This window comes from Flagellimonas cixiensis (assembly GCF_042134615.1).
Taxonomy (GTDB): Bacteria; Bacteroidota; Bacteroidia; order Flavobacteriales; family Flavobacteriaceae; genus Flagellimonas; species Flagellimonas cixiensis.
Map to the genome: position 1 here is coordinate 2445001 of NZ_CP169639.1, position 13886 is coordinate 2458886.

Genomic DNA, 13886 nt, shown 5'->3' on the forward strand with positions numbered 1-13886 from the left:
TCCATTTCGTTAATAACACTGTTTACGGCTTCTACCGTGTATCATGCTGTAAATAGTCCAAAGTGGAAGAAAAAACTTAGGGTTTTAGATCATATCAGCATATATTATCTAATTGCAGGAACCTATACCCCTGTTTGTTTGACCGTATTGTTGCCATCAAAAGGTTGGTTATTATTTTATGCCGTTTGGGGTATTGCTTTATTTGGTACCATCCTAAAAATCTTTTTTACGGGTAAATTCGAAGCATTTTCTTTGGTACTCTATGGTGTGATGGGATGGCTTATTGTAATGGATTTACCTTATTTATTGGAACATATGTCCACCTTGGGACTGCTTTATCTTTCGTTAGGCGGTGCTTTTTACACAATTGGCATCTTATTCTATGCCATAAAAAAAATACCATACAATCATCTTATATGGCATTTTTTTGTATTGGGCGGAGCTATGAGTCATTGGTTAATGATAAGTGACGCTGTAATTACAGGTTAACTGCTATAGAAAAGTAATTTACACCACATAAGCCATCCCAATACCTAATATGATTACGAGCAATTTTCGCAGGTTGAATGCGTGTCCTTGAGCACTTTCGAACAGGATAATTGTTGAAATATGAAAAAATACCCCAATGGATATAGCAGTGAGCACATAGCCATAGTCGGCAAGTAGGGGTGTGGTGGAAAAGTAACTTCCCAAAGGAGTCATTAACGAAAAGGCACCAATAAACAATAGGGTTGTGGTGAATCTTAATTTTGAATTGATCAAAAAGATGCTCAAAATTATGGCTATTGGAATCTTGTGAATAATGATGGCATATAGAATGGAATCGTTATCATGAATCGGAACTCCCTCGACCAGTGCGTGGATGCACAAGCTTAAAAACAATAGGGTCGGGAATTTCTTTTCTTCCAAATGAAGGTGCATGTGACCATGTTCTGCCCCTTTCGAAAAGAATTCCAAAAATACCTGAAGCAAAATTCCTCCCAGAATATAAAGGGCGATGCTTTTCGGGTTATGCCCTTCATACACATCGGGCAACAATTCAAAAAATGTCAACGACAATAGAAAAGCACCACTAAAAGCCAATAGGAGTTTTATGTTATCGCTGTGCTTAGGCTTTGTAAGCCACACAAATGCAAAACCGGACCAAACGGCTACAATGGGAATTATATAGATGATGCTGGAAGGAAAATTCATGCTCTAAATCAAGGGAGCAAAAATAGTCTATTTTTGCCGAAAGAAATTACAAGAACATGGCAGGAAATTTTAAGATGATGGCCAAAACCCTGTACGGATTTGAGCCAATTTTGGCCAAAGAATTACGAAATCTGGGTGCTGGTCTAGTGGAGGAAGGCGTTAGAAATGTAACCTTTGAAGGGGACTTGGGCTTTATGTACAAGGCCAACCTTTGCCTTAGGACCGCGTTGAAAGTTTTTAAACCCATCAAAACCTTTAAGGTATTTAATGAAAAGGACCTGTACAACCAAATTTATGATTTGGATTGGCCCGGTATTTTTGATGTAGAGAAAACTTTTGCCATTGACAGTGTTGTAAACTCCCCTATTTTTGATAATTCCATGTTTGTGTCTTTAAAGACCAAAGATGCTATTGTGGATAAGTTTAGGTATGTGGTTAGGGACAGGCCCAATGTAAAAACCCAAGACCCGGATATTCGAATCAATATTCATATATATAAAAACACTTGTACCGTTTCTTTGGATAGTTCAGGGAATTCCCTTCACCAAAGAGGATATCGGATTTTAACGAATATCGCCCCTATAAATGAGGTATTGGCGGCGGGTTTGTTGTTACACAGTGGATGGGATGGTCAGTCTGATTTTTTAGATCCTATGTGCGGTAGTGGAACTTTTTTGGTGGAAGCTGCTATGATCGCTTGTAATATTCCTGTGAACATTAATCGAGAATCCTATGCCTTTATGCATTGGAAGGATTATGATGCGGAACTGCATCATAAAATTGTGGAAGCCAGCTTAAAGAAAGTGCGTGAGTTCCATCATAAGATTATAGGATGGGATAAAGCACCTTCTGCGGTTCGAAAGACCCAAGAAAATGTAGAGCATGCCAACCTTGCCGATTATATAACAGTGGCAAGAAATGATTTTTTTCGAACCTTAAAACCTGTGGAGGGAAAATTGCACATGGTCTTCAATCCGCCTTACGGAGAACGTTTGCCTATTGAAATTGAGGAATTTTATGGGAAAATAGGGGATACCCTAAAACAAGATTATCAGGGTACCGATGCTTGGATGATCACTTCCAATTTAGAGGCTTTAAAATATGTTGGTTTAAAGCCGAGCAGAAAAATTAAGGCCTTTAACGGCAAGTTGGAAGCTAGATTGGTACGCTATGAAATTTATGAAGGCAGCAAGAAAGGAAAGTATTTAAACAATTAGTTGTGTATGCAACAAAAATCGTGTGTTTTGTTTCTGATTGCGATTGACAGCTATGATATTATTGATTATTTTGGCAGCTGTTTTTAAAACACAACTAACTAACTCAACCAAATTGTAAACGAAAGAGCCCCGGCATTGGTCAGGGCTTTTTTTATGTTTTGGACCAAACGGCCAGTTCGTTGCCCGAAGGGTCCTTAAAATGGAAGCGTCTCCCGCCCGGAAAGGAAAAAATATCCTTTGTAATTTTTCCTCCTGCACCCATAATCCTTGCTTTGATGTTAAAGAGGTCTGTATGATAGAGCACTACAAGCACTCCGTTGGTTATGGCCTCAGAAGTAAGTTCAAACCCTCCCGCTATACCACTTTCTGAAAAAGCACAATATGTAGGGCCATAATCCGTAAAATTCCACCCAAAAGCAGCATGGTAAAAAGCTTTCGTCTTTAAAAGGTCGGTAGACTTAAATTCAATGTAATCTATTCGAGTGGGTTCCATTTTATGGCTCGCTTTCTTCTTTTGTGGGCTTGTTTCTTGACTTTTTATACAATGGAAGGAAATAGGAGATAGAGTAATTGTAGTTTACGCCAAAATTGCTTCCGTCGGTAACTTTATTAAATCCGGGAATCCACAAATTCGGAAATTGTTCGTCTTCGGTATTGGTCACCAAAAAGCCCAAACGGGCACTCATTCCAACAAAAATATTGGCAAATAATTCAGCCTTTACACCTACCACAAATTCCAGCCACGAAGCCGAAAGTCCACTAAACTCTCGATTGGGTTCTAATCCTGGCACAAAATCAGGATTGTAGAATTGTTCTGTTTCAAAAATACTGTATTCGCCTAGGGTTTGGCTAAAACTGGCCACTGCATAGCGACCTCCAATGGTAATGGCATTGTTCATCCCATACCAATTCGTGTAGGTGTTCACGTCTACCCCCGCTTTAATGTAACTTCCAGAAGTCTCAAAATTGTACAATAGTGTATTGCCCAAGTACTCGGATTGCTCTTTGGTTTCATTACCAATTTCCGCAGCCAAATATAATTTTCTCGTCAATCGGTAGTCCCCAACCAATTCGAGTCCTGTATAATCTTCATCAATAAACGAAAGTACAAGTTTACTTAGATCGACACCGACTCTAAGTCCATAAGGATCTTTGTATTCCACCGTATCCTTTTGTTGAAGGTCGATGGTTTCGTTCTGCGCCTGCATTAACATGGGTAACAGACCCAAACAAATACTAATGAAATATTTTGACATGGATATTGTTGGTGTTTTCTACGGTTGATTGCACAACGCTTATATCTTGAATCCAATTTGAAGCACTTTCCGGCAAAGCAATGTTTACGCCATCATAATTGATAACAAAGCCACATGCCCTCGAAATAAAAGCTTCTCGGGTACTGTATGAAATGCTCAAGGTATCAATATTTCCAATTTCATTCCCAGTATCACTATCATCATTAGAGTTTTTGATAAACTCGTACAAGGTATTTGTGTTGTTGGAACGAAGTGGAACCAAAATGGAATCTGGAGAATTTGCCCTATCGTTAAAGGAATCGTTGTCCAATATGCTATCGTTATCAATGCCCCGAACACGCAATGTTGAAACTCTTTTGAAGGCGGTGGTATCTTCAAAATTATAAAATCCAATCACTAGATAGGGAGTATCACCATCAACGCAGATATCATCCTTTTCACAAGATGAAACATAGGAGATGACCAAGGCAATCAGTAGGATGGGGATTATTTTTTTCATTCAGGTTACCTATAAGTTTTGACTGTAAGCACTATAACCGTTTTTCCAAAAGTACAACATTTTCAACGTGGTGGGTTTGCGGAAACATATCCACGGGTTGCACCTTGCTTACTTGGTATTGTTCTTTCATGAGGGCCAAATCCCTAGCTTGGGTTGCACTATTGCAGCTAACATAAACTATTTTGGGAGGGGCCACACGCAATAGCTGTTCAACTACATCTTTGTGCATGCCATCTCTTGGTGGATCGGTAATTATAATATCCGGTTGACCGTGTTCTATAATGAAATCCTCGTTGAACACATTTTTCATGTCACCGACAAAAAATTCCACATTATCAATTTTATTGTGAATGGCGTTGGCCTTGGCATCTTCAATCGCTTCTGGAACGGATTCCACACCAACTACTTTTTTGGCCTTTTTTGAAATAAACTGTGCAATGGTTCCTGTTCCCGTATAAAGGTCATACACGAGTTCGTTACCAGAAAGCCCGGCGAAATCTCGAGTTATTTTATACAGTTCGTATGCCTGCTCCGAATTGGTCTGGTAGAAAGATTTTGCATTGATTTTGAATTGCAGCCCTTCCATCTCTTCAAAAATATGGTCGCGACCTGCAAAACAAATAATGTCCTGGTCGTAGATGGTATCGTTTTGTTTGGAGTTGATTACGTACAACAACGAAGTGATTTCTGGAAACTCATTTTTCAAATGATTCAACAGAAGCTCCCTATGCTCCAAATCATCCTCAAAAAACTGGATTAAAACCATAATCTCCCCCGTGGAGGCCGTTCGAATCATTAAGGTTCTTAGTAGTCCTTCCTGCTTTCTGGGATTGAAAAAAGAAAGTCCATTGGAATTTGCAAAATCTTTTACGGCCAAACGAATGGCATTGGAAGGGTCTTGTTGTAAATGACATTTTTTAATGTCCAAAATCTTGTCCCACATCCCTGGAATATGAAATCCAAGGGCGTTTCTGTCGTCTATTTCGGCATCGGAATTTATTTCCTCTTGGGTGAGCCATCTGCTGCTCGAAAATGAAAACTCCATTTTATTTCTATAGAAATACTGTTTTTTGGAACCTAAAATGGGAGTGATTTCAGGGAGTTCCAAATGACCTATGCGTTTTAAGTTGTTTTCAACTTCCCGTTGTTTAAAATACAGTTGATGCTCATAGCCCATGTTTTGCCATTTACACCCTCCACAAGTACCAAAATGCTCGCAAACGGGTTCGGTTCTTTTATCCGAAAGGGTATGAAAATCGGTGGCAACCCCTTCAAAATAGGCCTTTCGTTTTTTGGTCGTCATTACGTCCACTACATCGCCCGGAACTGCATTGGAAAGAAAAATTACACGTCCGTCGGGTGCCTTGGCCACGGTTTTGCCCTTGGCTCCGGCATCGATTACTTCAACATTTTCAAATGTTTGTCGCCTGTTCTTTTTTCGCATGGCGCAAAAGTAAGTTCTTTTTATAATTCCGCAGAAACTCGGGTCTTAAATTGCCCCTAAACTTTTTGGGGCAACAACTTACAAATGGAAAAATTTTCCACAATAATTTGTAATTTGCAGGATCTTCAAGGGATGATTTCTCTCCCACGCTGCTTTTTCGAGTCCTCGAAAGAATAAAGGTACTGTAGGAATAGTTGTTTTAATAATTTAAAAAATATTTAAATGGCTGTTTTAGAGCATTTAACATCGCAGCAAGCGATTGATTTAGAAAACAAGTATGGCGCGCACAACTACCACCCGTTACCTGTGGTTTTGAGTAGGGGTGAGGGCGTTTATGTTTGGGATGTGGAAGGAAAAAAGTATTATGATTTTCTTTCTGCCTATTCCGCAGTGAACCAAGGGCATTGTCACCCTAAAATTGTAGGAGCGATGGTGGAACAGGCCAGGACCTTGACCTTGACCTCTCGTGCCTTCTACAACGATATGCTGGGCACCTACGAGCAATATGCTACCGAAACCTTCGGCTTTGACAAATTATTGCCGATGAATACCGGGGCAGAAGCTGTAGAAACCGCCTTGAAAATTTGTAGAAGATGGGCCTATCAGAAAAAAGGTGTTCCGGAAAATCAGGCGCAGATAATTGTCTGCGAGAATAATTTTCACGGAAGAACCACGACAATCATTTCTTTTTCCAACGACCCCGTGGCCAAGGATAATTATGGCCCATTTACAGATGGATTCATCAAAATTGAATATGATAATCTAGTGGCCTTGGAAAAAGCATTGGAAAGTAATCCTCATGCCGCTGGATTTTTGGTGGAACCTATTCAAGGTGAAGCGGGAGTATATGTGCCTTCCGAAGGGTATTTGAAGAAGGCCAAGGCCCTGTGCGAAAAATATAATGTTTTGTTCATTGCCGATGAAGTGCAAACGGGAATCGCTCGAACTGGTAAAATGTTGGCGGTTGACCATGAGGAGGTAAAACCTGATGTGTTGATTTTGGGCAAAGCCATTTCCGGTGGGGTGTATCCTGTTTCTGCGGTTTTGGCCAATGATGATATTATGGAGGTGATCACACCAGGAAGTCATGGAAGTACTTTTGGTGGAAATCCGGTGGCTGCAGCTGTGGCCACGGCAGCGTTGGAGGTGATTAAGGATGAAAACTTAGCTCAAAATGCCCAAGAATTGGGAGAAATATTCCGTGGTGAATTGAACAAATTCATTCCCACTTGCGATTTGGTGGTAAAGGTTCGAGGGAAAGGTTTGTTGAATGCCATTTTGATCAATGATACCGAAGAGAGTTCCACCGCCTGGGATATTTGTATGGCGTTGAAGGAAAATGGTCTTTTGGCCAAGCCCACCCATGGAAATATCATTCGATTTGCACCACCTTTGGTGATGAACCGAGAACAATTGTTGGATTGTGTGGGAATCATTATTAAAACCCTTCAAGAATTCAAAAAATAAAAAAATCAAGAAACGGCAGGCTCCAATAGTCTGATTCGTTTTTTGGTAGCATCAAAATAGGCTTCCACGCCTATGGGAAGAGTAAGGTTATTGGTGACATGTCCGAAACTTAATCCATAGGCGGCAGGAATGCCAAGTGGGGCGATTCGGTCCATGATCACTTCCTTCAAAATAAAATTTTCACTCACTTTTTGACGGTCACAACCTTTAAAAACCCCAAAGACAATTCCCCGAGCTTTTAAAAAGGATTCATTTTGCACCAGTTGGGTGAGCATACGGTCTATACGATAAGGGGCTTCTTCCACTTCTTCCAAAAAAACGATTTTATCCGTAAAATCAATTTCATAAGGGGTACCGATCATTGCGGTGACCAAGGTTAAACTTCCGCCTACCATTTCACCTTGGCAAGAGCCATGAGAAATGGTGTATCTGTAATATTCGCTATTGCGATATAATTTGGGGTCGCTCAAAATGGCATTTTTCAATTGGAGTGGTTCCTCCATGTCCATTAAGATCTTATGAAGGTACATTTGACTGTACTCATCATCTATAGTACTGCCCATTGGGCCATGGAAGGCCACTAAGCCTGTTTTTTGATAAATGGTGTTGATGATGGCCGTAATGTCGCTAAACCCGATAAATGGTTTTGGATTGTTTTTGATGACCTCATAATCCAGCATATCCAAAATTCGGGTAGAACCGTATCCGCCTCGTGCACAAAGAATCACATCGACATCGGGATTGGCAAACATCTCATTAATGTCTTTGGCCCGCTCTTCGTCCGTATTGCTGAAGTAGCCATAATTTCCTAAAATTCTTTGGGTATGGTGCGTTTTGTACCCCATTTTTACCAGCGTGTCCAAAGCAAGGTATAAGGTCTCTGTTTTAATCGCAAAGCCGGGGGCCACCAATCCTATGGTGTCACCTTTTTCAATTTTATTGGGCTTAATTTTAGGAGGCTGCACCGTATTCTTGGCTTTTGCCAAACCTATTTGAGGCAACAATGATGCAGCTCCAAGTGCGGTAACCGACTTTAGAAAGCTTCTTCGTTTGGACATTGGTATGGGATTATTTCAAAACGAAGGTAAAAATCCATAAAATTTTAAACAAAAACTAGATTTAATCGCTATTTCGCTCAGCGCGACGCAGTTGTCTTTGAATTTTTTTGATGGCGGACTCAATGGATTGCTCTGGTTCTATGATGTTGTATTCCCCCCAAAAGCTTGGGTCGGAAAAGCCCGTGGCCTCATCGCTTAAAATGATGGATTTTTTAATACGCTCCCTGTATCTTGGTACATCTCCAGTAGCATTCATTTCCCAATCGGTGATGGCCATTTCAGCATTCATGCTATAGGTGGAGTTGAACAGTTTACCCTGCCAATCTATTTTAAACTCCATAAAAACACTGCTATATCCGTAGTACCATTTTCCATTTTTTTCACGGTAGTCTACGCGATAGGATACCTCTGTTGGCCAAACATCTACCCTTGCAGGTTTTCTTCGAACAAAAAGTTTGGCCGCTTTTTCACGATCGGTGATATTAAGGGTGAAAGTGGCATTGGTTAGCGTGTTGTTCTCCACATCAATATATAATTCACCTTGGTACAATGGATCAAGTATATGTTCTAATTGGTTGAAACGAATTACATATATCAATTTGTCGTTGATTCTAGTAGATCGGTCAAAGGTAAATTTATAGTCGTCGATGGATTCGCTAGAGAAAATATACTCGGGATACTTCATGATATCCACATAAAGCGTGTTGTAAGGTCCGCCTTGCAGTTTTAGGGCAACGGTATCCAATTTGGAATAATCGGTGCTTTTTCGCGCTTTGTAAAGTTCTACGGCATCATCTTTTGTAGATGTGTATGATGATTTATAAATATTGACCACGGCTTCGGCCAGTGAAACATTTTTTCTTCGCTTTTTAATGGTTTCCCTGTAAAATGCCGTCATAAGGGAAGGGTCATTGAAATAGTTGTCATCCCTTTTCGACATGGTGGCTCTCACCAATGCTTTGGCATCTTTGGGTGCGTTGATATTGATTTCTGATAATTGGGTCACTGAAACGGTCAAGGAAATTTCGTTTCCTTCCTCCTTCATGGATGTAATTGGAATGGATTCGGTCTTGTACCCTAAAAAGGAAACAATTACGTTGTTGCTATCGATGTTTTTTGGAATTTTAAGTAAAAAATTACCTTCTGTATTGGTAATGGTGCTAATGTTGGTGCCTTCCACGGTCAATGTGGCAAACACCAAAGCTTTATTGGATTCCGCATCCACCACTTCACCTCGGTATTCATTAAAATCTACTCCGGCCTCATCTTGGAATGCCCATGTTTGATAGGTGCCCATAAATAAAAGTGTCGCACAAACAAAAAGTATGTGCTTAACACTATGAGATTTTTTAATTGTTGAGTGTCCTGATTTCATATCTGCAATTTTCTTTTATTAAATATACAAAATTTAGGACAGAAAAAAACCAACCGGCCAAATGTTAACAGGTTGGTTTACTTTGTTTAACAGAATTAATTGTGCTTTTAGTCCACCATAAAGAGCGCATTGGCAAAAAACAGTTTTCCGTTTTCCCAAAATCCACGGAACAATGGGTTGTCCACCATGTAAATTACTTGGCCACGACCGAAGTTTTCCAATCCAAAAATTAAGGACTCTGAAATTTCTTTTTGGGCCTCGCTACCTGCAAAACCAGAAAAGGGTTTAGCATCTTTTTCCAAATAAACGGCATTTCCATTATTAAGGTAGGAATAGCTGCTGCTACCTAGCTTAAGTGAGAAATAATTCTTCCCATATCCGTAAGCAAGTGGGTTGGTGTTGTCTACTTTGGCCTTGAAAATGGCACCGGTAATGGCACCTTTTATGCGTTCTCTTTCCCAATCTTGGTACGGTTGGGGTGTCTTGTCACTTTGCTCTTCATCTTTTTCGTTTGCTTTGATGCCAAAACCTTTATCACCATCAATGGCACTGATCGAACCTCCCATGGCGATAAGTTTTCCACCGCTTCTTACCCAATCTTTTATTTCGGATAGTTGGTCTTCGTTAAAGTGGTTTCCATAGCGGCCATCAGGTAAAATCAAAACGTCATATTCGTTCAGGTCTACACGGCTGGCGTAATCATCATCCAAAACAGTTAATGGATAGTGCAATTGCTGCTCAAAGAAATGCCATATCTCTCCAAAGCGCAAGGTGGAGGTTGGTCCGCCGGATAAAACGGCGATTTTTGGTTTTTTGATCATTTGTATGGAAGAAGAGCCAAAATCTTTTCCTGAATCCACAAAACCAGTGCTCGTGGCTGTAATGTTCTTGTTGTATTTTTTGGCAATGGTTTGCAGCGTTTGCGTAAATCCATTTTTAAATTCATTGTCACCTTTGGTGATGATCAAACTTCCTCGAGCAAACGATTTTCCTTTGATGGAAAATGGATGGTCCGCCTTGCGAACACGAATACCTTCATTTAAAAGTTCGGCCAAGAACCGAGCATCGTTCATGCTGTTCCAATCTGTTAGGTAAGCATAGCTTTCTGGAGCAATAACAGTTGAATTAGCACTTTTGGAAACTTCTTGTCCTGCAACTGGGCTGGTGGAGGCAATGGCGTCCAGACCGTAGGCGTAGGGAAGTGACCAAGCGGTAATATCATACGTCAAGGAATCGGAAAGTTTGGCTCTTGGCTCAAACAAAACGGTAACCAAAGTTCCTTTGGTTTGGTCTGTTGAAACTACCATTCCATTGTTTTGAATGGAAACGCTACCATTTTTTCCGGAATTGTAATCGTACCCTTTGTAGGACCCGTTGGCAAGGTCGCCATATTCAATTTCATGTTTGTCCAACAAAGATTTAAGGGCGTTTAATTTATCTTCATCCCCTTTTAAAACATAACTTTTATAGGTGAAGTTTTTGTTGTTGTAGAATTTTTTGAACTCACTGTTCAATTGATCAACATTTTGGGAGGAAACTTCAACCGTAGAAATTCCCGTGGTAAAGTGATGGTCAATTCTATCTTTTAGGGTAAGGGTGTCACCATTTCCTGTAATGATGCCCAAACCAGCTCTTCCGCTACCACCTTGTTCGTAGGTCATACCAATAGCGCCATTATAAATCGGATAGGTGTCACCGTAGCTGGGGTACAACAAATCGAATACTTCTTTGGTGAAGTAAAACCATCCGTTGGCATCAAAATATTTGGCGTGGTTTCTGCCCAAGGTCACCTGAAAATCACGTTGGAAATCGGTGATCACTTCATGATATGGTTCTGCAGCCGGCGCAAAATAGTATGGATTGTTCACCCCTTGCTCGTGAAAATCCACATGCACATGCGGCATCCATTTATTGAATTGTTTTAGACGTTGTTGGCTCTCAACCTGAGTCAACCATGCCCAGTCGCGGTTCAAATCGAACATGTAATGGTTACTTCTACCACTCCACCATCCTTCGTGGTGCTCTTTGCTATTGGGGTCTACTTGATAAGGGGTGTTTTTATATTGGTTGTACCAGTTGCTATATCGATCACGGCCATCTGGATTGATACAAGGATCCATGATCACCACCGTATTTTCCAAATAGGAACTCTTTTGGGTCAAAAGTTCATAAATGGTTTGCATGGAAGCCTCGGTACTCACGCTTTCATTCCCGTGAACGTTGTAGCTCAACCAAACAATAGCTTTATCCGAACTACCTGCGCCTTCGGTGCTTTTAAGGTGTTCTTGTCGGATGTTCTCCAGATTGGCAATGTTTTGAGCAGATGAAACATAGGCCAAAATCAAAGGTCTACGTTCATTGGTTTTTCCGTAAACGGTCAGTTTTACTCTTTCGGGCTCCTGTTCGGCCAGATATTCGTAGTAATCCACTACTTCGTGGTGACGCGTAAATTGAGAGCCCAATTCATATCCTAAGAATTCGGATGGGGATTGAAGTTGGGCCGTAACTGAGATTGAAAATAAAAGTGCTAGTGAAAATAAAAATTTGGTCATGTTTGGGTTAATTAGTAGCTCCAAATCTACTAATAAATTGAGCTTGATGCCTAATTTTATATTGTTGCCAGTCTTTTTAAGATGAAAAATGTAATTAACGTATTTTTAGCAACTGAAAAAAAGAAGACCCTTATCTTTGACCACCTCATTATCAGTTTTAATGGATGTAGAATGTATACCCTTTAAGGAAACCGGTTATTTTTCCAAACTTATTTGCGATTATTTAGACCAAAACGAAACCTTGCAACCGTTCTATAATAGATTTCCGTTGTTGGAAAACTTTGAAGAACAGATTAAGGAAAAGCAAACGAGTTTTCCTAAAACGCATAGAAAGGTATTGGTCGATTCCCTAACTATGCAATACAAGGGGTTTGAGGTTTCAGAAAGTACACAGGCCCATATTGATGCCCTGGCAAATCAAAACACTTTCACCGTGGTTACGGGCCATCAATTAAACCTGTTTACCGGTCCACTCTATTTTCTGTATAAAATTGTGACGACCATCAACCTCGCCAAAGAGCTTCAGGATAAATATCCCGATCAGTATTTTGTGCCTGTATATTGGATGGCTACTGAAGATCATGATTTTGATGAAATCAATTACTTCAATCTTCACGGTAAAAAAATACAATGGAACCGAAAAGCTTCGGGAGCTGTAGGGCATTTAAGTACCGAGGGTTTGGATGAGGTTTTTGAAATATTCTCGGCTGAATTGGGCAATTTGGGCATATCGGATAGGTTGAAGGAACTTTTCAAAAAAGCCTATTTGGAGCATCCAAATTTGGCGCAAGCCACTCGTTTTTTGGCAAATGCCCTTTTTGCAGACCAAGGTTTGGTTATTGTGGACGGTGATGATGTCGCTTTAAAGAAATTGCTGCTCCCCTATGCCGAAAAGGATATTTTTGGGCATACCCCATACCATACCATTGCCAACACTATAGATGGTTTAACCCAAATTTCCTCGGATTATACCATTCAAGTGAACCCAAGGGAAATCAATTACTTCTATTTAAAGGATGGGCTTCGTGAGCGTATCATCGAGAAAAATGGAAAATACCATGTAGTGAATACGCACTTGGATTTTACCAAAGAAGAACTCTCAAAAGAAATGCAGGAGTTCCCTGCACGCTTTTCGCCCAATGTGGTGGCACGTCCATTGTACCAAGAAGTGATCTTGCCCAACCTGTGTTATATTGGAGGTGGCGGTGAATTGGCCTATTGGTTGGAATTGAAGGCTTATTTTGAAGAGTTGGGTGTTACCTTTCCTATGCTGATGCTGCGAAATTCTGCCTTGTTGATAACAGAAAAACAGGCCAAAAAGGTTAGAAAAATGGATTTGGAGGTCCGCCATTTATTTATGAAGCAGCACTCCCTGATCAACAAAAAAATTCGGGATATTTCCAATATCGATATTGATTTTTCACCTCAGAAGAAACTGCTCGAGGAACAATTTCAACATATGTATGAATTGGCCGAGCAAACCGATGAAAGCTTTTTGGGCGCGGTAAAGGCACAGGAGGTAAAACAGAAAAAAGGTCTGGATGCTCTCGAAAAAAGACTTTTGACCGCCCAGAAGCGAAAATTGAAAGATCACGTAATTCGATTGACAGAACTACAAAACGAATTGTTCCCGAACCAGTCCTTGCAAGAAAGACAACTGAATTTTTCTGAAATGTATTTGGAAATGGGAGAAGATCTCATACCTGCCCTGCTACAAAATTTACACCCGTTTGAAGCCGACTTTGTGGTCTTGACCCATTAATTCCGATAAGGGTTAACCAAAACTTTTTTTCAAAAAAATAAATATAGAGGTAGGGTATTCCT

Annotated in this window: 12 protein-coding genes (1 of these 12 running past the window's edge); 4 read left to right on the forward strand and 8 right to left on the reverse strand. The window is 40.4% G+C overall.

Annotated elements, in window-relative coordinates; all coding sequences use genetic code 11:
• Nucleotides 1-489: the 3' portion of a hemolysin III family protein gene (locus tag ABT310_RS10995; RefSeq protein WP_375323935.1), read on the forward strand. The gene continues 153 nt to the left of window position 1, outside the view; 489 of the gene's 642 nt are visible here — the last part of the coding sequence; its start codon lies off the left edge, out of view; it ends in the stop codon at nucleotides 487-489.
• An 18-nt stretch (nucleotides 490-507) separates the two neighbouring features.
• Here the strand turns inward: ABT310_RS10995 and ABT310_RS11000 are convergent, their stop codons facing one another.
• The gene (locus ABT310_RS11000; protein WP_375323936.1) at nucleotides 508-1194 is read right to left on the reverse strand and encodes a ZIP family metal transporter; all 687 of its coding nucleotides are present in this window, start codon (nucleotides 1192-1194) and stop codon (nucleotides 508-510) included.
• A gap of 56 nt (nucleotides 1195-1250) precedes the next feature.
• Between ABT310_RS11000 and ABT310_RS11005 the strand changes: the two genes are divergently transcribed.
• On the forward strand, nucleotides 1251-2411 hold the full coding sequence (locus ABT310_RS11005; protein WP_375323937.1) for a class I SAM-dependent RNA methyltransferase: 1161 nt from the start codon (nucleotides 1251-1253) through the stop codon (nucleotides 2409-2411).
• 151 nt (nucleotides 2412-2562) lie between these two features.
• On the opposite strand, the gene ABT310_RS11010 is transcribed toward ABT310_RS11005, so the two are convergent.
• From ABT310_RS11010 to rlmD, 4 genes are read right to left on the reverse strand one after another with little or no spacing between them, the layout of a single operon-like run.
• Entirely contained in the window at nucleotides 2563-2904 is a 342-nt protein-coding gene (locus tag ABT310_RS11010) for a VOC family protein (RefSeq protein ID WP_375323938.1), read from the reverse strand.
• Nucleotide 2905: 1 nt separating this feature from the next.
• Entirely contained in the window at nucleotides 2906-3667 is a 762-nt protein-coding gene (locus ABT310_RS11015; RefSeq protein WP_375323939.1) for a DUF6048 family protein, read from the reverse strand.
• Nucleotides 3648-4166 carry a DUF6452 family protein gene (locus tag ABT310_RS11020; RefSeq protein ID WP_375323940.1) on the reverse strand — a complete coding sequence of 173 codons (519 nt, stop codon included), beginning with the start codon at nucleotides 4164-4166 and terminating at the stop codon, nucleotides 3648-3650. The genes ABT310_RS11015 and ABT310_RS11020 overlap by 20 nt, the downstream gene beginning before the upstream one ends.
• Before the next feature lie 31 nt (nucleotides 4167-4197).
• Nucleotides 4198-5610 (reverse strand): 23S rRNA (uracil(1939)-C(5))-methyltransferase RlmD, encoded by a 1413-nt coding sequence (gene rlmD / locus ABT310_RS11025; RefSeq protein ID WP_375323941.1) that lies wholly within the window; start codon nucleotides 5608-5610, stop codon nucleotides 4198-4200.
• A gap of 222 nt (nucleotides 5611-5832) precedes the next feature.
• Between rlmD and rocD the strand changes: the two genes are divergently transcribed.
• Nucleotides 5833-7077 carry an ornithine--oxo-acid transaminase gene (gene rocD, locus ABT310_RS11030; RefSeq protein ID WP_375323942.1) on the forward strand — a complete coding sequence of 415 codons (1245 nt, stop codon included), beginning with the start codon at nucleotides 5833-5835 and terminating at the stop codon, nucleotides 7075-7077.
• 5 nt (nucleotides 7078-7082) lie between these two features.
• Here rocD and ABT310_RS11035 read toward each other — a convergent pair whose 3' ends face one another.
• The 3 genes from ABT310_RS11035 to ABT310_RS11045 all read right to left on the reverse strand — a co-directional run bounded on the left by ABT310_RS11035 (nucleotide 7083) and on the right by ABT310_RS11045 (nucleotide 12062).
• Nucleotides 7083-8135 carry an LD-carboxypeptidase gene (locus ABT310_RS11035; RefSeq protein WP_375323943.1) on the reverse strand — a complete coding sequence of 351 codons (1053 nt, stop codon included), beginning with the start codon at nucleotides 8133-8135 and terminating at the stop codon, nucleotides 7083-7085.
• 61 nt (nucleotides 8136-8196) lie between these two features.
• The gene (locus ABT310_RS11040) at nucleotides 8197-9432 is read right to left on the reverse strand and encodes a carboxypeptidase-like regulatory domain-containing protein (protein WP_375323944.1); all 1236 of its coding nucleotides are present in this window, start codon (nucleotides 9430-9432) and stop codon (nucleotides 8197-8199) included.
• 185 nt (nucleotides 9433-9617) lie between these two features.
• The gene (locus ABT310_RS11045; protein WP_375323945.1) at nucleotides 9618-12062 is read right to left on the reverse strand and encodes a M14 family zinc carboxypeptidase; all 2445 of its coding nucleotides are present in this window, start codon (nucleotides 12060-12062) and stop codon (nucleotides 9618-9620) included.
• 160 nt (nucleotides 12063-12222) lie between these two features.
• Here ABT310_RS11045 and bshC point away from each other — a divergent pair, with 160 nt between their 5' ends.
• Nucleotides 12223-13824 carry a bacillithiol biosynthesis cysteine-adding enzyme BshC gene (gene bshC / locus ABT310_RS11050; RefSeq protein WP_375323946.1) on the forward strand — a complete coding sequence of 534 codons (1602 nt, stop codon included), beginning with the start codon at nucleotides 12223-12225 and terminating at the stop codon, nucleotides 13822-13824.
• The last annotated feature ends 62 nt before the right edge of the window (nucleotides 13825-13886 follow it).